Genomic DNA, 18227 nt, shown 5'->3' with positions numbered 1-18227 from the left:
ATAGAGTTGTTTATGAGCACTGTTCCATTGACGAAGCGCGGCGCGGAAATGTTGCGCGATGAATTGCAGCGCCTGAAATCGGTTGAGCGTCCCTCGGTGATCAATTCGATCGCGGAAGCGCGTGCCCAGGGCGATCTGTCGGAAAACGCGGAATACGACGCGGCGAAGGAAAAGCAGGGCTTCATCGAAGGCCGTATTGCCGAAATCGAATCCAAGCTGGCCGGTGCGCAGGTTATCGACCCGTCCAAGGTGGAGGCAGACGGCCGCGTGGTGTTCGGTGCGACTGTGGAGTTGGAAGACCTCGGTTCCGGTGCTTCGGTTAAATATCAGATTGTCGGCGACGACGAAGCGGACATCGACCACGGCCTCATTTCGATCAGCTCGCCGATCGCGCGCGCGCTGATCGGCAAGTCGGAAGGCGACGTTGCATCGGTGCAGGCGCCGAGCGGCGTGCGCGAGTACGAAATCATCGCAGTTAGCTACGTGTGAAGGCGGCCCCGGTGTCCCTGATGCCGCATCGACTGTTCCGTCTGCTCACGGTGGTGTGGGTCGGTAGTCTGTTGACTATCGGCTATGCTGTCGCGCCGGTGTTGTTTACGTCGCTCGACCGCATGACAGCGGGCGCCGTGGCGGCGCAACTGTTTCGCATTGAAGGCGTGCTGGGCGCGGTGTGCGGTATTTTGCTGCTAGGTCTTGCGAACGTGCTGGTTCGTCGCGGCAGCGAGGCGTATCGCCGTTTGCGCTGGTTGATCGCCGGTATGCTGGTGTGCGTGCTGGTGGGTTACTTTGCGTTGCAGCCGTTCATGAATGCAATGCGCGTTGCCGCGCTCGAAGCGGGCAGCGACGTCGGGCATTCGGCGTATGCGATGCGCTTCGGCATCCTGCACGGCGTATCGAGTCTGTTCTATCTGATCGAAAGCCTGCTGGGCGTGGCGCTGGTGTGGAAGCTGCCGGCGGGTGCTGGCGTCGTGACCGCGGACCAGGGCGCTCGCAGCGCTGCCGGGAAAGTAACCAGTTGAGTGGCAAGGTTCCGGCTTGCTTGAGCGGGTTTGCCTGTAGTGATACCCGGGGCGGCGTTACTCGAGCAGCGCGACCCAAACAGGTACTACCCAGGCGGCCTGAACAGTTCACCCCAAGGTGCGGACACCGTCCGCACCTCTCATCACTCGCTTACTTCGACGACTGATGCGCGCGCTTCGCGCTGGTCTGGCGCTTCTTGGCCCGCTTGATGTTGCCGCCTTGCGTGACGCGTTCATTGCCGCGCACCACGACGGCTTTTGCCTTCGGTTTGCGCATCGGGATTTCGCTGGGCTTCACCACCGTGACCACGCGCGGTGCGCGGCCTTTCCCGGGTTTGGCTTCTACAGCCGCTTCGCGGGCACTCGGCAGCGCGCCGCGCTTGGCCTTCACGGCCGGTTGTATTGCCGCTTCCGGCTTCCAGATCACCAGCAGCTTGCCGATATGCTGGATTGGGGCCGCGCTCAGCTTGTCGCAGATTTGTTCGTAGATGGCGATGCGCTCTTCGCGTTCGTCGCCGAACACACGGATCTTGATCAGTTGATGGGCGCCAAGGTGGACCTTGATCTCGGATAGCACAGCGTCGGTCAAGCCTTCGGCGCCGACGAGCACGACCGGTTTGAGCGCATGTGCCTGGGAGCGCAACTCGGCGCGTTGGTCGGAAGAGACTTTAAGGGCTGGCATGGAAAGTGGGAGACTCGACTAAAATGGTGGCACCTGCATTACCGATCGATTCGGTCGATTTGGGTCGATGCGATGATTCGGCAGGGCGGCACGTCAGAACAACAGAATCGCGGATGACTGCCAGTTTTGGCGGTGGCCGCGAGAATTAACCGCGTATTATCCGCTAAAGCGCGACATAGCGCAGCAAGAGTTCAACGTTTAATGGCAAAAAACAAGTTCAACACGGCGTGGCTGCACGATCACATCAACGACCCGTACGTAAAAATGGCGCAGCGGGAGGGTTACCGCGCCCGCGCAGCCTACAAGCTGAAGGAAATCGACGAACAGGACAAGCTGATCCGGCCAGGCCAGGTGATTGTCGACCTCGGCTCGGTGCCGGGTAGCTGGAGTCAGTACGCCCGTAACAAGCTCGCAAAGGGCGCGCAGCGCGACGCCGAGCGTGAAGGCGGCATCGATGGCACGATCATCGCGCTGGATATGCTGCCGATGGAGCCGATCGCCGACGTCCATTTCATTCAGGGCGACTTCCGCGAAGACTCGGTTCTGCTTCAACTGGAAGAATTGGTGGGAGAACGCCAGGTTGACCTTGTAATTTCGGATATGGCGCCCAACCTGTCGGGAGTGGCTGTGGCGGATGCCGCGCGAATCGAGCATCTTTGCGATATCGCGATGGAATTCTCGCAAAATCATCTGAAGCCGGATGGTGCCCTTTTAGTCAAATGTTTTCACGGCAGTGGTTACAGCCAGATTGTCGAAAAGTTCAAGCGCCAGTTCAAGATGGTGGCGGCCCGCAAGCCGAAAGCCTCGCGGGATAAGTCGTCAGAAACGTTTATTTTGGGTAAGCATCTCAAGCGGTCCGCATAGGCGCGCTGCAAGAAGGTCCGCATCCGCCGTCACAGGGCCAGCGGCACCGGAAATCGGTGCTCTGATGGCCCGCTGCGCTATTTATGTGGTAGCGAAACGTTATGGCAGGGGTCTGCGGACTGGATTAGAATGCTTTCGTGGTGCCGCAAGGCAAATGTAGGCGCCCGTCTAAGTGAAGGAGTGGTGCTTTGAACAACAATATGTTTTCGAAGGCAGCAGTGTGGCTGGTTATCGCACTGGTGCTGTTTACGGTGTTCAAGCAGTTCGACAAGCCCCGTGTCCAGGAAGGCGTTTCCTATTCGCAGTTCATGGACGACGCGAAGAACGGCAAAGTCAAGAACGTCATTGTCCAGGGGCGGAACCTCACGGTCACTCCAGCAGACGGCCAGAAGTACCAGATCGTGTCGCCTGGCGACATCTGGATGGTCGGCGATCTGATGAAATATGGCGTTCAGGTGAGCGGCAAGGCTGATGACGAACCGAATGCGCTAGTGTCTGCGCTGTACTACCTCGGACCGACGATCCTGATCATCGGCTTCTGGTTCTACATGATGCGACAGATGCAGGGAGGCGGGAAAGGCGGTGCGTTCTCGTTCGGTAAATCCCGTGCACGTCTGATCGACGAAAACAACAACGCAATCAATTTCACCGACGTCGCCGGTTGCGACGAAGCCAAGGAAGAAGTCTCCGAACTGGTCGACTTTCTGCGCGATCCACAGAAGTTCCAGAAGCTAGGTGGGCGCATTCCACGCGGCGTGCTGCTGGTCGGGCCGCCCGGAACCGGTAAGACGTTGCTGGCGCGTGCGATCGCTGGCGAAGCGAAGGTGCCTTTCTTCAGCATCTCGGGTTCGGACTTCGTCGAAATGTTCGTGGGTGTGGGCGCGGCTCGAGTGCGCGACATGTTCGAGCAGGCCAAGAAGCACGCGCCGTGTATCGTGTTCATCGACGAAATCGACGCGGTTGGCCGTCATCGTGGCGCCGGCATGGGCGGCGGTAATGACGAACGCGAGCAGACCTTGAACCAGATGCTGGTCGAGATGGACGGTTTCGAGGCGAATTCCGGTGTGATCGTGATCGCTGCCACGAACCGTTCGGACGTGCTCGATAAGGCACTGCTGCGTCCGGGCCGTTTCGACCGCCAGGTGTACGTCGGTCTGCCGGACATCCGCGGCCGCGAACACATCATGAAGGTTCACCTGCGCAAGGTGCCGATTTCGAACGACGTCGACGCGGCGGTCATCGCACGCGGCACGCCTGGCTTCTCGGGCGCCGATCTGGCGAACCTCGTGAACGAAGCAGCGTTGTTTGCTGCACGCCGGGGCAAGCGCATCGTTGAAATGAACGACTTCGAAGACGCGAAGGACAAGATCTTCATGGGTCCGGAGCGCAAGTCGGCCGTGATTCGCGAAGAGTCGAAGCGCGCCACGGCGTATCACGAGTCGGGTCACGCGGTCATCGCCAAACTGTTGCCGAAGGCCGATCCGGTGCACAAGGTCACGATCATCCCCCGCGGCCGTGCGCTGGGCGTCACGTGGCAGTTGCCGGAGCATGACAACGAAACGTATTCGAAGGACTACCTGCTGGATCGCCTCGCAATCCTGTTCGGTGGCCGTGTCGCGGAAGAGCTGTTCCTGAACCTGATCAGCACCGGCGCATCGGACGACTTCAACAAGGCAACGGCTACGGCCCGCGCCATGGTGGCTCGCTTCGGTATGACGGACGCGCTGGGACCGATGGTCTACGTCGACGACGAGAACGACGCAACGCCGTTTGGCCGTGGTTTCACGCGCACCATTTCGGAAGCGACGCAGCAGAAGGTCGACGCGGAAATCCGCCGCGTGCTGGACGAGCAGTACAACCTCGCCAAGCGCCTGCTTGACGAGAACCGCGACAAGGTCGAAGCCATGACCGCCGCACTGATGGAGTGGGAAACGATCGACGCCGATCAGATCAACGACATCATGGCAGGCCGTCCGCCGCGTTCGCCGAAGAGCTCGACGCCGTCGGCAAGCGACGCCTCGTCGGGCGGCAGCCCGGGCACCGAGGTCAAGCCGGGTAGCGCGACCGCGCCGGCCTGATAGGCAACCAGCAGAAAGTGCGGGCCGGTGTGTTTCACACCGGCCCGTTTTGCATTTATCCGTATTACGTGATTGACCGCTACGTGTCGAAAGTCGAATTTCCTTCTTTTCCCTTGCCGGAACCGCTGCAATGCGGCCGCTTCAAGCTGACCTTTGAACGCCCGTTGGTCATGGGCATCCTGAACGTCACGCCTGATTCTTTTTCCGACGGCGGCAAATACGCGGTGCGCGGCGAAGCGCTGCGGCAGGCCGAGCGCATGCTGCTCGACGGAGCGGATATCGTCGACATCGGCGGCGAGTCGACCCGCCCAGGGGCGCCGCCAGTGCCGCTCGATGAAGAGTTGGAGCGGGTGATTCCGCTGGTCGAGCAGTTGCACGGCGCGAATGTGCCGCTGTCGGTCGATACATACAAGCCGGAAGTGATGCGCTACGCACTGACTGCGGGTGCCGACCTGATCAACGATATCTGGGGTTTCCGGATGGTCGGCGCTATCGATGCCGTACGCGACAGTGAATGCGGTCTATGCGTGATGCACATGCTCGGCGAGCCGCAGACCATGCAACTCGGTGAGCCCGCCTATGATGATGTGGTTAGCGAGGTTCGCCAGTTTCTCGAAGAACGGGTAGTGGCCTTGAAGCAAGCGGGCATCGCCCGTGCTCGTATCAGTGTGGACCCGGGTTTCGGCTTCGGCAAAGCGGTGATCGAACACAATTACGCGTTGCTCGCGCATCTGCCGGACACGGCACCGCGAGCCGAGCCGTCGTACCCTATTCTCGCCGGCATGTCGCGAAAGTCGATGATCGGCGCGGTAATCGGACGTCCTGCGCCGGAGCGTGTCGCGGGCAGCATCGCAGCAGCGGTGTGTGCGGCCGAACGGGGCGCGGCAATTTTGCGCGTGCACGACGTCGCGCAAACCGTGGATGCATTGAAGGTATGGGCAGCCATGCGCGAAGCGGCGAATCACAACCGCACGCGCGGCTGAACCAAAAAAGCCAAGGAGGCACATAGAAGATGGCACGTCGTTATTTCGGAACGGACGGGATTCGAGGCAAAGTCGGCGAAGGGCCGATTACGCCGGAGTTTGTATTGCGGCTCGGCTACGCTGCCGGCAAGGTGCTTGCGGGTGCGGACCGCTGGGCGAGAACCGGCGCACGGCCCACGGTACTAATCGGTAAAGACACACGGGTGTCGGGCTATATGCTCGAGGCCGCGCTCGAAGCGGGCTTTTCCGCGGCCGGTGTCGACGTCATGCTGGCCGGCCCGATGCCGACGCCGGGCATCGCCTATCTGACGCGTGCGCTGCGGCTCGCCGCAGGGGTCGTGATCAGCGCGTCGCATAACCCGTACTACGACAACGGCATCAAATTCTTCTCCGCCGACGGCAACAAGTTGCCTGACGAAGTGGAATCGCAGATCGAAGAGCAGCTCGATCTGCCGCTCGCGTGCGCGTCATCCGAGCAACTCGGCAAGGCGCGGCGCCTCGATGACGCAGCCGGTCGTTACATCGAGTTCTGCAAGAGCACCTTCCCGGCTGCATTCGACCTGCGCGGCCTGAAGCTGGTGGTCGATTGCGCACACGGCGCCGCGTACGACGTCGCGCCGCACGTGTTCCACGAACTCGGCGCCGACGTGATTCCGATCGGCGTCGCGCCGAACGGCTTCAACATCAACGACGGCGTCGGCGCGACCGCTCCGGATGCGCTGGTACGCGCAGTGCGCGCGAACCACGCGGACCTCGGCATCGCGCTCGACGGCGATGCCGACCGGTTGCAGGTGGTGGATGCGGCGGGCCGCTTGTACAACGGCGACGAACTGCTATACGTGCTGGTCAAAGACCGGATGGCGACAGACGGCAAAGTGGAAGGCGCGGTCGGCACCTTGATGACCAACATGGCCGTCGAAGTCGCGCTGCAGAAAGCCGGTGTGAAGTTCGTCCGGGCGGCGGTGGGCGATCGCTACGTGCTTGAGCAGTTGCGCGAGCATGGCTGGCAGTTGGGTGCGGAAGGCTCCGGCCATATTCTGTCGCTGGACCGTCATTCGACCGGTGACGGCATCGTCTCGGCACTGCTGGTGCTGGCCGCCATGAAGCGCAGCGACAAGACGCTCGCCGACCTGCTCCACGGCGTCACGCTGTTCCCGCAGAAGCTGATCAACGTGCGGATGCAGCCCGGCGCGGACTGGAAGGGGAGCGACGTGATCCGCCGCGCCATCAGCAACGCCGAGGGTGCGTTGAACGGCCGCGGTCGCGTGTTGATCCGTGCATCCGGCACGGAGCCGGTGCTGCGTGTGATGGTCGAAGCGGAAAATGTCGCCGACGCGCTTCACCATGCAGAGACTATCGCCGGCGCCGTGAAGCAGGCTACGGCTTAAGCCGCGCACTTTGTGAACAGGGCGGACGGGGCGACGATCAGATTGCCCCGTAGCCATCTGCAAAGACACGGCACCCTCCGCCTACCCGCCAGGTCCCCCATCCCCGCGGCGCCCGTCCAGACACGCAAACGTTCGCGCCCCATCTTTTTCGTCTAACCTGTACTGTTACGGCAACAACGCCGTCGAACTGTTGTTTTGGCCGTCTCAACGCCTTTCATTTTAGTAATCCGGCTGTCACATCCGTTTCACGGTTAGTCACGTTACTGTCACAAAGAGACCCTAAGCTTCGCGGTGTTCGTGTTACTTGCTCACACCGCTCACACCCTTGGAGGTCTCATGAAATTGATGCAAACCGTGTTCGCTGGCGTTGCTGGCGCATTTTTCGCGATCGCAGCACAAGCCGCAGACATCACCGGCGCGGGCAGCACCTTCGCAGCACCGATTTACACGAAGTGGGCCGATGCCTACCAGAAGTCGGGCGGCGGCAAGGTTAACTATCAAGGTATTGGCTCGTCGGGCGGCGTGAAGCAGATCGTCGCGAAGACGGTCGACTTCGCCGGTTCGGACGCGCCGCTGAAGGACGACGAGCTCGCCAAGGACGGTCTGTTCCAGTTCCCGACGGTGGTCGGCGGCGTGGTGCCGGTGGTCAACGTACCGGGCGTGAAGCCGGCTGAGCTGACGTTGTCGGGCGAAGTGCTCGGCGACATCTATCTGGGCAAGATCAAGAAGTGGAACGATCCGGCGATCGTTGCATTGAACCCGAAGGTCAAGCTGCCGGACACCGACATCGCCGTGGTTCGCCGCGCCGATGGTTCGGGCACCAGCTTCATCTGGACGAACTACCTGTCGAAGGTCAACGCCGACTGGAAGTCGAAGGTCGGTGAAGGTTCGACGGTCAACTGGCCGACGGGTACGGGCGGCAAGGGCAACGACGGCGTTGCGGCTTTCGTGCAACGTCTGCCGGGCGCAATCGGCTACGTGGAATGGGCGTACGCGAAGCAGAACCACATGACGTACGTCGGCCTGAAGAATTCGACGGGCACGGTGGTCGAGCCGAAGACGGAAACGTTCAAGGCAGCGGCAGCGGGCGCGGATTGGTCGAAGTCGTTCTACCAGATCCTGACGAACGAGCCGGGCAAGAACGCATGGCCGATCGTCGGCGCGACGTTCGTGCTGTTGCACACGACGCAAGACAAGGCGCCGCAAGGCACCGAAACGCTGAAGTTCTTCGACTGGGCGTTCAAGAACGGCACGCAAGCCGCGAACGATCTGGACTACATCTCGTTGCCGGATTCGGTTGTGGCGGAAATCCGCACGCAATGGAAAGCGAAGGTGAAGGACGCTTCGGGCAAGCCGATCGCTGACTGAGCATTGCGGTAAGAAGCAAGCCTTTCGAAACACGTTGGCCGTCCTCATGTGAGGACGGCCAACGGCATTACACCAGTCTCACCCCGCATTACCCGCCGCACGACAAGTGTCATACGGCAACTGGAAACAGGTCCATCAGGCTCTCATGTCCGATATCCATTTAGCGTCCGGCGCGGCGAGATCGACACCGCCCGGCAGCGCGTCGCAACAGAAAGCGCCCAGCCGCGCCGGCGACGTCATCTTCGGCGGCCTTGCACGCCTCGCCGCCATCATTACGCTGCTGCTGCTCGGCGGCATCATCGTTTCGCTGATCGTCGCCTCGATGCCGTCGATCAAGCAGTTCGGCTTCGCGTTTCTGTGGACCGCCGACTGGGATCCACCCAGCAAGCAATTCGGCGCATTGGTGCCCATTTACGGCACGATCGCGACCTCGCTCATTGCACTCATCATCGCGGTGCCGGTCAGCTTCGGCATCGCGCTTTTCCTGACCGAACTCGCGCCTGCGTGGCTGCGTCGGCCGCTCGGCATTGCGATCGAGCTGCTCGCTGCGATTCCGTCGATCGTCTACGGTATGTGGGGCCTGCTGGTATTCGCACCGATCTTCGCGACGTGGTTCGAAAAACCGCTCGGCGCGGTGCTCGGCGGAATTCCGTTTGTCGGCGCGTTGTTCCAGGGCGCGCCGATCGGCATCGGCATTCTGTGCGCGGGTGTGATTCTCGCGATCATGATCATCCCGTACATCGCCTCGGTGATGCGCGACGTGTTCGAAGTCACACCGGTGCTGCTGAAGGAGTCGGCGTACGGCATTGGTTGCACGACCTGGGAAGTGATGTGGAAGATCGTGCTGCCCTTTACCAAGAGCGGCGTGATCGGCGGTGTGATGCTTGGCCTCGGCCGCGCGCTCGGCGAGACGATGGCGGTGACCTTCGTGATCGGCAACACCAATCTGCTCGATAACGTGTCGCTGTTTTCGCCGGGCAATAGCATCACGTCGGCGCTTGCGAACGAATTCGCGGAAGCCGATCCCGGTCTGCATACGTCGGCCTTGATGGAACTCGGTTTGATTCTGTTTGTGATTACTTTCGTCGTGCTGGCGATCTCGAAGTTCATGCTGCTTCGCCTCGAAAAAGGGGAGGGCGCGAAATGAGCCAGTCCACGTTGAATATGCCGGGTTCGAACGACGCGGCAGCGCTCGAAGCGATGCGCGTGCGTCTGCAAGGCCGCCGCCGCGTGAAGAATGCAGTTGCGCTGACCCTGTCGCTCGCGGCCATGGCGTTTGGCCTGCTGTGGCTCGTGTGGATTCTTTATACGACGCTGCATCTGGGTATCGGCGGTTTGTCGGTCGAGTTGTTCACGCAATCCACCCCGCCGCCGAATACCGATGGCGGCGGTCTTGCCAACGCGATCGTCGGCAGTGTGATGCTGGTCGGGCTCGCGACTTTCGTCGGCACGCCAATCGGCATTCTGGCCGGCGTGTATCTCGCGGAATACGGTCAGAAAGGCTGGCTCGCGAGCATCACGCGTTTCATCAACGACATCCTGTTGTCGGCGCCGTCGATCGTGGTCGGTCTGTTCGTGTACGCGCTGGTCGTCGCGAAGATGGGTCACTTCAGCGGCTGGGCCGGCGTGTTCGCGCTTGCGCTGCTGCAAATTCCAATCGTGATCCGCACCACCGAGAACATGTTGAAACTGGTGCCGAACGCGCTGCGTGAAGCCGCTTTCGCACTCGGCACGCCGAAGTGGAAGATGATCCTGTCGATCACACTGAAGGCGTCGATCGCGGGCATTATCACCGGCGTGCTGCTCGGCGTCGCCCGGATTGCAGGCGAGACCGCGCCGCTGCTCTTCACGGCGCTGTCGAATCAGTTCTTCTCGGTGGACATGGGCCAGCCGGTCGCGAACCTGCCGGTCACCATCTACAAGTTTGCGATGAGCCCGTTTGCGCAATGGCAATCGCTCGCGTGGGCCGGCGTTTTCCTGATCACGCTCGCGGTGCTGGGATTGAATATCCTCGCGCGCACGATCTTTTCGAATAAGTAAGGGCGGAGTGTAATCCGATGAATATGGCAGAAACTCAACTCAATCCGCTCGCGCGTCCCACGGCGCCCGCCGGCTTCGATCCCGCCCAGAGCGGCCAGGCACAAGCGTCGTCGCGTCCGAAGATCGAGGTCAACGACCTGAACTTTTTCTACGGCAAGTATCACGCGCTGAAGAACATCAATCTGCAGATTCCCGAAGGCAAGGTGACCGCGTTCATCGGCCCGTCGGGTTGCGGCAAGTCCACGCTGCTGCGCACCTTCAACAAGATGTACGCGCTCTATCCGGAGCAACGCGCCGAAGGCGAGATCCTGATGGACGGTGAAAACCTGCTGACCTCCAAGCGCGATATTTCGCTGCTGCGCGCGCGGATCGGCATGGTGTTCCAGAAGCCGACACCGTTTCCGATGTCGATCTACGACAACATCGCGTTCGGCGTGAAGATGTTCGAAACGCTGCCGCGCTCGGAAATGGACGATCGCGTGGAATGGGCGCTGACGAAGGCCGCGCTGTGGAACGAAGTGAAGGACAAGCTGGGCCAGAGCGGCTATGGTTTGTCGGGTGGTCAGCAGCAGCGTCTGTGTATTGCACGCGGCATCGCGATTCGCCCCGAAGTGTTGTTGCTCGACGAGCCGTGCTCCGCGTTGGATCCGATTTCGACGGGCCGCATCGAAGAGCTGATCGCTGAATTGAAGAGCGATTACACCGTGGTGATCGTGACCCACAACATGCAACAGGCGGCCCGCTGTTCGGACTACACTGCCTATATGTACCTTGGCGAGCTGATCGAATTCGGCGACACCGAAAAGATCTTCATCAAGCCGGTCCGCAAGGAAACCGAGGACTACATCACCGGCCGCTTCGGCTAAGCCGTCGACGAGCAAAAAAAGGGAGTACGACATGTCCGATAAACACCTGTCCAGCCAGTTCGACGCCGATCTGAATCTCGTTTCGTCGAAGGTCCTCGAAATGGGCGGCCTCGTCGAATCGCAGATCGTCAACGCGATGATCGCGCTCAACAACTTCGACCTCGACGTCGCCGAACAGGTGATCGCGGCCGAAGAGCGCCTGAACACGATGGAAATCGAAATCGACGAAGAGTGCAGCAACATCATTGCGCGCCGTCAGCCGGCCGCGCGTGACCTGCGCCTGTTGATCGCGATTTCGAAAACGATCACGAATCTCGAACGTGCCGGCGACGAAGCCGAAAAGATCGCCAAGCGCACCAAGCGCCTGATGGAAGACGGCGCCTCGCGCACCATCAATATCGCCGAGATCAAATTGTCGGGTGAAATGGCGGTGTCGATTCTGCGCCGTGCGCTGGACGCATTTGCGCGCCTCGACACGGTGGCCGCCGCGCAGATCGTGCGCGACGATAAGGCGATCGACGAGGAATTCCGCGCGTTCGTACGCAAGCTGATCTCGTACATGACCGAAGATCCGCGTTCGATTTCCGTGGGCCTCGATTTCCTGTTCATCGCCAAGGCGATCGAACGGATCGGCGATCACGCGAAGAACATCGCCGAATTCATCATCTACATCGTCAAGGGTACCGACGTGCGCCACAAGTCGCGCGACGCGCTCGAACGCGAAGCCCTCAGTTAATCAGTTATAAGGATCAGAGGTGCCGATGCCCAGCAGCATTCTCGTCATTGAAGATGAGCCCGCCATTTCCGAACTGATTTCGGTCAATCTTCAACACGCGGGTCACTGCCCGATTCGCGCGTACAACGCGGAACAGGCGCAGAACCTGATCAGCGACGTATTGCCCGACCTCGTCCTGCTCGACTGGATGTTGCCGGGCAAGTCGGGCATCGCGTTCGCCCGCGATCTGCGCAACAACGAGCGCACCAAGCATATTCCGATCATCATGCTGACCGCGCGTGGCGACGAGCAGGACAAAGTGCTCGGCCTCGAAATCGGCGCCGACGACTACGTCACCAAGCCGTTCTCGCCGAAAGAGCTGATGGCGCGTATCAAGGCCGTGTTGCGCCGCCGTGCTCCGCAGTTGACTGAAGACCTGGTCGCGATCAACGGCCTGAAACTCGATCCGGCGACGCACCGCGTGGCCGCGCACGCCGAAGGCAGCGAGGTCAAGCTCGATCTCGGCCCGACCGAATTCCGTCTGCTGCACTTCTTCATGACGCACCCGGAGCGCGTGCACAGCCGCACGCAACTGCTCGATCAGGTGTGGGGCGACCATGTGTTCGTGGAAGAGCGCACGGTGGACGTGCACATCAAGCGTCTGCGCGCGGCGCTCAAGCCGGCCGGGTGCGATGCTATGATCGAGACGGTACGCGGCAGCGGCTACCGGCTCGCGAAGAGCGCCTGAGCGGCGGTTGGCGCGGGTAAGCGTAACGGCGCTAGAGCCCCAACGCGTCATGGATGTCACAAACGCCGCAAACGCCGCATAGGTCACCTAGGTTACGTTAGGCGTCGCGATTTCCGATCACGGCGCGCACGGTTTTCTCTTCGATCGCTAGAACATGAACATCATCTGGGCGCGCTCCATCGTGTCGGTCGTGCTGCTGGCTGTTGCGTGCGTGGTGGTCGGCGCACTCCTCAACGTCAAGGCAGGGCTGGCCCTCGCGATCGTTATGTTGCTCGCGCAGAGTGTCTTTAGCACCTTCCACAAGCAGCGTTTGTGGCGTTTGCTCGACGCGCCGGTCTACGGCGAAGTGCCGAGCGCTCCCGGCATTTGGGGCGAAATCTACTACCGTTTGCATAAGCTCGCGAAGCGTTGGCATGCGCAGGTCCGTCAGGTCGAGCAGCAGCATTCGCGTTTCATCCAGGCAATCCAGGCCTCGCCGAACGGCGTCGCGATGCTCGACGACCACGATCAGATCGAGTGGTGCAACGCGATCTCCGAAGTCCATTTCGGTCTGGACGCGAAACGCGATCTGCGGCAACACATCACGCATCTGGTGCGCCAGCCCGATTTCGTCCGCTACCTGAATTCGCATCGCTACGAAGAGATGCTGATCATGCGCGGCATGGGTGACAAGCGCCAGAACGTGCTGTCGGTGCAGGTGTTTCCCTACGGCGAAAATCGCAAGCTGGTGCTGTCGCAGGACATTACTGAGCTGGAGCGCACCGACGCGATGCGGCGCGACTTCGTCGCCAACGTCTCGCATGAACTGAAGACGCCGCTGACCGTCTTGTCGGGTTTTCTTGAGACGATGCGCGAGCTGCCGCTAAGCGATGTCGAACGTTCGCGCTATCTCGAACTGATGGAGCAGCAGGCGTCGCGCATGCGCCATATCGTCAGCGATCTGCTGGTGCTGGCCAAACTGGAAGGCGACAACAAGCCGCCGAGCGATCAGATGATCGATATGCGCGCGGTGCTGCGGCATCTGAAAGACGACGCGGAAAGCCTGTCGAGCGACCATCACAAAATCGTGTTCGATACCGACGATGGGCTCACCGTCACCGGCGTCGAAACGGAAATTCTCAGCGCTTTGGGCAACCTCGTGACCAATGCGATCCGCTATACGCCGGACGGCGGGGCGATCAGGGTGAGCTGGCATGCCAACGGCGGCAGTGCGGTTTTCTCGGTCACGGATAGTGGCCTGGGCATTCCGGCTGCGGACATTCCGCGGCTGACCGAGCGCTTCTATCGCGTCGATCGCAGCCGCTCGCGTGATACGGGGGGTACAGGGCTCGGCCTCGCGATCGTCAAGCACGTGCTGCAACGGCACGACGCACAGCTCGACGTGAAGAGCGAAGAGGGGCGTGGCAGCACGTTCACCGTACGCTTCCCGGTGTATCGCACCGCACGTCGGCAACCGGCACCGGTTTAAAAGCATCGCCCTTACGAGAAAGCCCGCCTGGAAACAAGGCGGGCTTTTTTATGCGCGCAGTTCGTTTAGCGGCACGCGAACACAATCACGACCGCGCGAACTCACGAACAGAACTTTCCCAGCAGACTCATCTGTGCATTGCGCGAGGATTTGCCCGGCCGCCGCCGCCGATAGTGACCGTCGCTTTGCATCAGCCACGCGGACTGATTGTCGCCGAGAAAGGCCGACAGGCCTTCAGCGATCACACGCCGCTTCAGGCGCCGGTTGTTGATTGGAAACGCCACTTCGACACGGCGGAAGAAGTTGCGGTCCATCCAGTCGGCGCTCGACAGATACACCTGTTCCTTGCCGCCGTCGTAGAAGTAGTAGATGCGATGATGCTCAAGGAAGCGCCCGACAATCGAGCGCACCGTGATGTTCTCCGACAGGCCCGGCACGCCCGGTTGCAAGGAACACACGCCCCGCACGATCAGATCGATCTTCACACCGGCCTGCGACGCCTCGTACAACTCCGCAATCACGGTCGGCTCGAGCAGCGCGTTCATCTTCGCGACGATGCGCGCCTTCTTGCCGGCGCGCGCATGCTCGGCTTCCGCGCGAATCGCGTCGAGCAGTTTCGGATGCAGCGTGAAGGGCGATTGCCACAACTCATGCAGCTTCAGTTCGCCGCCGATGCCGGTCAGTTGCTGGAACACATGATGCACGTCCTCGCAGATCTTCTGATCGGCGGTCATCAGGCCGAAGTCGGTATAAAGACGCGCGGTGCGCGGATGATAGTTGCCGGTGCCCAAATGCACATAGCGTTTGAGCGTGGTCTTGCCGGCCGCCGAGACGCGCCGCACGATCAGCATCATCTTCGCGTGGCACTTGTGGCCCACCACGCCGTACACGACGTGCGCGCCCACTGCTTCGAGCTGCGAGGCCCAGTTGATGTTGGTTTCTTCGTCGAAGCGCGCGAGCAGTTCGACCACCACCGTGACTTCCTTGCCGTTGCGCGCGGCCTGCATCAGCGCGTCCATGAGCGGCGAATCGGTGCCGGTGCGGTAGATGGTCTGCTTGATCGCCATCACGTTCGGGTCCTTGGCCGCCTGCAACAGCAGTTCGAGCACCGGCTGAAAGCTCTCGTAAGGGTGATGCAGCAGCACGTCGCCCTGATCGATCACGTCGAACATGCTGGTGCTGTTGGCCACTTGCTGCGGAATGGCGGGGATATGCGGCATGAACTTCAGGTCGGGGCGGTCCACCATCTCCGGCAATTGCATCAGCCGCACCAGGTTCACGGGGCCGTCGGCGTAATAGCAATCCTTGTCCGACAGACTGCTTTCGTCGAGCAGGCGCCGCACGACGTGCGCAGGCGTCTCCGCCGAGACTTCGAGCCGCACCGCGTTGCCCAGATGCCGCGCCGGCAGTTCGCCCTGCAACGCGACACGCAGGTTGGTGATTTCGTCTTCGTCAACGAACAGTTCGCTATTGCGCGTGATGCGAAACTGGTTGCAACTGCGCACCACGAGATTCGGAAACAACTCGCCGACAAAGCGTTGCAGCAGCGAACTCAGCAGCACGAAACCGTGCGGATAGCCCGACAATTCCTGCGGCATGCGCACGAGGCGCGGCAACGCGCGGGGTGCCTGCACGATGCCCATCATCGCCTGACGGCCAAACGCGTCCTTGCCTTCGAGTTCGACGACGAAGTTCAGGCTCTTGTTGAGCACGCGAGGGAACGGATGCGCCGGATCGAGGCCGATCGGCGTGAGCACCGGCAGCAGTTCGTCGAAGAAATAGTTGCGCGCCCATTCGGTCTGCGCTTCGTTCCACGCCTCGGTGCCGTGAAAATAGATGCCTTCTGCTTCGAGTGCGGTGAGTACCGTCTCATGCAGCATCGTGTATTGACGATGCACGAGCTTCTGCGCGCGCTCGACCACGAGGTCGTACACATGCTGCAACGACATGCCGTCCGGCGACAACGCGCCGGGGTTGTCGCGCATCTGTTCCTGCAGTCCGGCCATGCGGACTTCGAAGAATTCGTCGAGGTTGCTACTGGTGATGCAGATGAAGCGCAGGCGTTCGAGCAAAGGGACGGCTGGGTCGGCAGCTTGTGCCAACACACGCTCGTTGAAACCCAGAATGCCCAGCTCGCGATTCAATAAGGGGTAGCGGATGGACATCGGCAGCGAGAATGGAATGTCAGGGAGGGAGGCACGAAGACGCTCGGAAATTCTCACAGTATGATGACGTTGTTATGACATTCTCGACGTTATAAATTCTACGCTGTATTCGTTGCGTGTCGTCAATATGACGCAGTGTATATGGGACCATGGCGCACACCCATCACTGCGAGGTGACATCGTGAGGTCCGGTACGCTTAGAATGGCGTCTTTGAACAGCGCGGCCGGTCATCAGGCGTCCAGGGCAACGAGTGGACATCCGGCACCTTCCGTATCCACCGCCGCCGCGTTCGCGCGCATGGAGTCCGCTTACTCGATGGTCACCACTCCACAACTCCTCGCCGCCGTCGACATGGGCTCGAACAGCTTCCGGCTGATCGTGGGCCGGGTCGAGGAAACCGACGCGGGCAGCCAGATCTATCAGGTCGATGCATTGCGCGAACCGGTGCGCCTGGCCGCCGGTCTGTCGCGCGACAAGATGCTCGACCGTGCCTCGCAAGTGCGCGGCTGGGATGCGCTCAAGCGTTTCGGCGAGCGGTTGCGTGACTTTCATCCCGACCACGTTCGTGCCGTTGCCACCAATACGCTGCGTATCGCCAAGAACGCGAGCGAATTTCTCGGCGAGGCGCAAGCCGCGCTCGGCTTCCCCATTGAAGTGATCGCCGGGCGCGAAGAAGCGCGGTTGATCTACGCGGGGGCAGCACACTCCGTGCCCGCGAGCGCGGGCAAACGTCTCGTGGTCGACATCGGCGGCGGTTCGACGGAATTCATCATCGGCTCGCACTACACGCCGATCAAGATGGAAAGTTTGTATATCGGCTGCGTGAGCCATAGCCGCGCGTTCTTTCCGGCGGGCAATGTCGACGAATATACGATGCGCCAGGCCGAACTCGCGGCGGGCCGGGAAATCCAGATCATTTCCGCCGAGTACAAGAAAACCGGCTGGGAGCAGGCGATCGGCTCGTCCGGCACGGCAAGGGCGCTCGCCGAACTGGTCGAGGCAAATGGTTTCAACGATCCGGGCGTCACGCACGGCATTTCGCGCGGCGGCCTCGAGCGGCTCAAGCGCGCCCTGATCAAGGCGGAGAACGTCAATCGTCTGAAGCTGGTCGCGTTGAAGGGCGATCGCATTCCCGTGCTGGCGGGCGGGCTGTCGATCATGATCGCGGTGTTCGACGAACTCGGCGTCGATTACGTCGATACGACAGACGGCGCGCTGCGCCTCGGCGTGCTGTACGACCTGCTGGGCCGTTCGCAGCACGAGGACATGCGCACGTTGACGGCGGAAGGTTTCATGCGCCGCTATGGCGTGGATCGCGCGCAGGCCGGGCGTATCGGTGAACTCGCGGTGCGCTTTTACGACCAGTTTGCCGAGCCCGACGATGAGCGCCGCGTCGAGAACCGCATGTTCCTCAACTGGGCTGCGGCCTTGCACGAAATCGGGTTGTCGATTTCGCACAGCGCGTATCACAAGCATTCGGCCTATATCGCCAGTAACGCCGACATGCCGGGTTTTTCGCGCACCGACCAGGCGCGGCTCGCCGCGCTGGTGCTCGGCCACGCGGGCAAACTCGGCAAGCTGTCGCAAACGCGCGAAGTGGAATGGCCGCTGTTGTTCTGTCTGCGGCTTGCGGCGCTGCTGTGCCGCCGGCGTGCCGACGTCGGCTTGCCGGGTATCGCAGTCGCTCAGGTCAATGGCGGTTATGAGGCGCGTTTGCCGAACGAATGGGTGGCTAACAATCCGCTGACGGATTACAGCCTGATCCAGGAGGCTGCGGAGTGGGAGAAAGTTGGCATCCCGTATCGCGTGGTCTATACGGACGATTGAAGGTCATGCGGTTCA

16 protein-coding genes are annotated in these 18227 nt (G+C 61.2%); 14 read left to right on the top strand and 2 right to left on the bottom strand.

Going from position 1 to position 18227, the window contains the following annotated elements:
* Window positions 1-12 precede the first annotated feature (12 nt).
* Together greA and ACAX43_RS04120 are read left to right on the top strand one after the other, a co-directional pair.
* Window positions 13-489: a transcription elongation factor GreA gene (gene greA / locus ACAX43_RS04125; RefSeq protein ID WP_370707162.1), complete on the top strand. Its 477-nt coding sequence runs from the start codon at window positions 13-15 to the stop codon at window positions 487-489.
* 20 nt (window positions 490-509) lie between these two features.
* Window positions 510-1019, top strand: coding sequence for a DUF4149 domain-containing protein (locus tag ACAX43_RS04120; RefSeq protein WP_370707161.1), 510 nt, complete (start codon window positions 510-512; stop codon window positions 1017-1019).
* Window positions 1020-1170: 151 nt separating this feature from the next.
* On the opposite strand, the gene ACAX43_RS04115 is transcribed toward ACAX43_RS04120, so the two are convergent.
* Entirely contained in the window at window positions 1171-1701 is a 531-nt protein-coding gene (locus ACAX43_RS04115) for a YhbY family RNA-binding protein (protein ID WP_370707160.1), read from the bottom strand.
* A gap of 201 nt (window positions 1702-1902) precedes the next feature.
* Here ACAX43_RS04115 and ACAX43_RS04110 point away from each other — a divergent pair, with 201 nt between their 5' ends.
* From ACAX43_RS04110 to phoR, 11 genes are all read left to right on the top strand, one after another.
* Window positions 1903-2565, top strand: a complete 663-nt coding sequence (locus tag ACAX43_RS04110) for an RlmE family RNA methyltransferase (RefSeq protein WP_370707159.1) — start codon at window positions 1903-1905, stop codon at window positions 2563-2565.
* A 188-nt stretch (window positions 2566-2753) separates the two neighbouring features.
* Window positions 2754-4643, top strand: coding sequence for an ATP-dependent zinc metalloprotease FtsH (ftsH, locus tag ACAX43_RS04105; protein WP_370707158.1), 1890 nt, complete (start codon window positions 2754-2756; stop codon window positions 4641-4643).
* Between the two features lie 83 nt (window positions 4644-4726).
* Entirely contained in the window at window positions 4727-5626 is a 900-nt protein-coding gene (gene folP, locus ACAX43_RS04100) for a dihydropteroate synthase (RefSeq protein WP_370707723.1), read from the top strand.
* 29 nt (window positions 5627-5655) lie between these two features.
* A complete protein-coding gene (gene glmM, locus ACAX43_RS04095; protein ID WP_370707157.1) occupies window positions 5656-7014 on the top strand; it encodes a phosphoglucosamine mutase in 1359 nt (452 codons plus the stop codon).
* 336 nt (window positions 7015-7350) lie between these two features.
* Window positions 7351-8382, top strand: a complete 1032-nt coding sequence (gene pstS / locus ACAX43_RS04090; protein ID WP_370707156.1) for a phosphate ABC transporter substrate-binding protein PstS — start codon at window positions 7351-7353, stop codon at window positions 8380-8382.
* 145 nt (window positions 8383-8527) lie between these two features.
* Window positions 8528-9529: a phosphate ABC transporter permease PstC gene (pstC, locus tag ACAX43_RS04085; RefSeq protein WP_370707155.1), complete on the top strand. Its 1002-nt coding sequence runs from the start codon at window positions 8528-8530 to the stop codon at window positions 9527-9529.
* Window positions 9526-10422, top strand: coding sequence for a phosphate ABC transporter permease PstA (gene pstA / locus ACAX43_RS04080; RefSeq protein WP_370707154.1), 897 nt, complete (start codon window positions 9526-9528; stop codon window positions 10420-10422). The genes pstC and pstA overlap by 4 nt, the downstream gene beginning before the upstream one ends.
* A 17-nt stretch (window positions 10423-10439) precedes the next feature.
* Window positions 10440-11288: a phosphate ABC transporter ATP-binding protein PstB gene (gene pstB / locus ACAX43_RS04075; RefSeq protein WP_370707153.1), complete on the top strand. Its 849-nt coding sequence runs from the start codon at window positions 10440-10442 to the stop codon at window positions 11286-11288.
* Between the two features lie 31 nt (window positions 11289-11319).
* Entirely contained in the window at window positions 11320-12024 is a 705-nt protein-coding gene (phoU, locus tag ACAX43_RS04070) for a phosphate signaling complex protein PhoU (protein WP_370707152.1), read from the top strand.
* A 25-nt stretch (window positions 12025-12049) separates the two neighbouring features.
* The gene (gene phoB, locus ACAX43_RS04065) at window positions 12050-12751 is read left to right on the top strand and encodes a phosphate regulon transcriptional regulator PhoB (RefSeq protein ID WP_370707151.1); all 702 of its coding nucleotides are present in this window, start codon (window positions 12050-12052) and stop codon (window positions 12749-12751) included.
* A gap of 154 nt (window positions 12752-12905) precedes the next feature.
* Window positions 12906-14219: a phosphate regulon sensor histidine kinase PhoR gene (gene phoR / locus ACAX43_RS04060; protein WP_370707150.1), complete on the top strand. Its 1314-nt coding sequence runs from the start codon at window positions 12906-12908 to the stop codon at window positions 14217-14219.
* A gap of 101 nt (window positions 14220-14320) precedes the next feature.
* Here phoR and ppk1 read toward each other — a convergent pair whose 3' ends face one another.
* Complete coding sequence (gene ppk1 / locus ACAX43_RS04055) at window positions 14321-16384, bottom strand: polyphosphate kinase 1 (protein WP_370707149.1); 2064 nt, start codon at window positions 16382-16384, stop codon at window positions 14321-14323.
* A gap of 202 nt (window positions 16385-16586) precedes the next feature.
* On the opposite strand from ppk1, the gene ppx reads away from it, so the two are divergent.
* A complete protein-coding gene (ppx, locus tag ACAX43_RS04050; RefSeq protein WP_370707148.1) occupies window positions 16587-18212 on the top strand; it encodes an exopolyphosphatase in 1626 nt (541 codons plus the stop codon).
* Window positions 18213-18227 lie beyond the last annotated feature (15 nt).

The sequence above is a fragment of the Paraburkholderia sp. IW21 genome, from assembly GCF_041321145.1.
In the GTDB taxonomy this organism is placed as follows: Bacteria; Pseudomonadota; Gammaproteobacteria; order Burkholderiales; family Burkholderiaceae; genus Paraburkholderia.
The sequence above is the reverse complement of the archived record's forward strand: the minus strand, read 5'-3'. Positions and strand labels throughout refer to the sequence as shown.

Excerpts from the sequence above, each read along its gene's own strand:
- ACAX43_RS04110 (WP_370707159.1), top strand. The coding sequence starts at position 1,903 with ATGGCAAAAAACAAGTTCAACACGGCGTGGCTGCACGATCACATCAAC.
- glmM (WP_370707157.1), top strand. The coding sequence starts at position 5,656 with ATGGCACGTCGTTATTTCGGAACGGACGGGATTCGAGGCAAAGTCGGC.
- pstB (WP_370707153.1), top strand. The coding sequence starts at position 10,440 with ATGAATATGGCAGAAACTCAACTCAATCCGCTCGCGCGTCCCACGGCG.
- pstA (WP_370707154.1), top strand. The coding sequence starts at position 9,526 with ATGAGCCAGTCCACGTTGAATATGCCGGGTTCGAACGACGCGGCAGCG.
- phoR (WP_370707150.1), top strand. The coding sequence starts at position 12,906 with ATGAACATCATCTGGGCGCGCTCCATCGTGTCGGTCGTGCTGCTGGCT.
- phoB (WP_370707151.1), top strand. The coding sequence starts at position 12,050 with ATGCCCAGCAGCATTCTCGTCATTGAAGATGAGCCCGCCATTTCCGAA.
- greA (WP_370707162.1), top strand. The coding sequence starts at position 13 with ATGAGCACTGTTCCATTGACGAAGCGCGGCGCGGAAATGTTGCGCGAT.
- ppk1 (WP_370707149.1), bottom strand. The coding sequence starts at position 16,384 with ATGTCCATCCGCTACCCCTTATTGAATCGCGAGCTGGGCATTCTGGGT.
- pstS (WP_370707156.1), top strand. The coding sequence starts at position 7,351 with ATGAAATTGATGCAAACCGTGTTCGCTGGCGTTGCTGGCGCATTTTTC.
- ACAX43_RS04115 (WP_370707160.1), bottom strand. The coding sequence starts at position 1,701 with ATGCCAGCCCTTAAAGTCTCTTCCGACCAACGCGCCGAGTTGCGCTCC.
- ppx (WP_370707148.1), top strand. The coding sequence starts at position 16,587 with ATGGCGTCTTTGAACAGCGCGGCCGGTCATCAGGCGTCCAGGGCAACG.
- phoU (WP_370707152.1), top strand. The coding sequence starts at position 11,320 with ATGTCCGATAAACACCTGTCCAGCCAGTTCGACGCCGATCTGAATCTC.
- ACAX43_RS04120 (WP_370707161.1), top strand. The coding sequence starts at position 510 with ATGCCGCATCGACTGTTCCGTCTGCTCACGGTGGTGTGGGTCGGTAGT.
- pstC (WP_370707155.1), top strand. The coding sequence starts at position 8,528 with ATGTCCGATATCCATTTAGCGTCCGGCGCGGCGAGATCGACACCGCCC.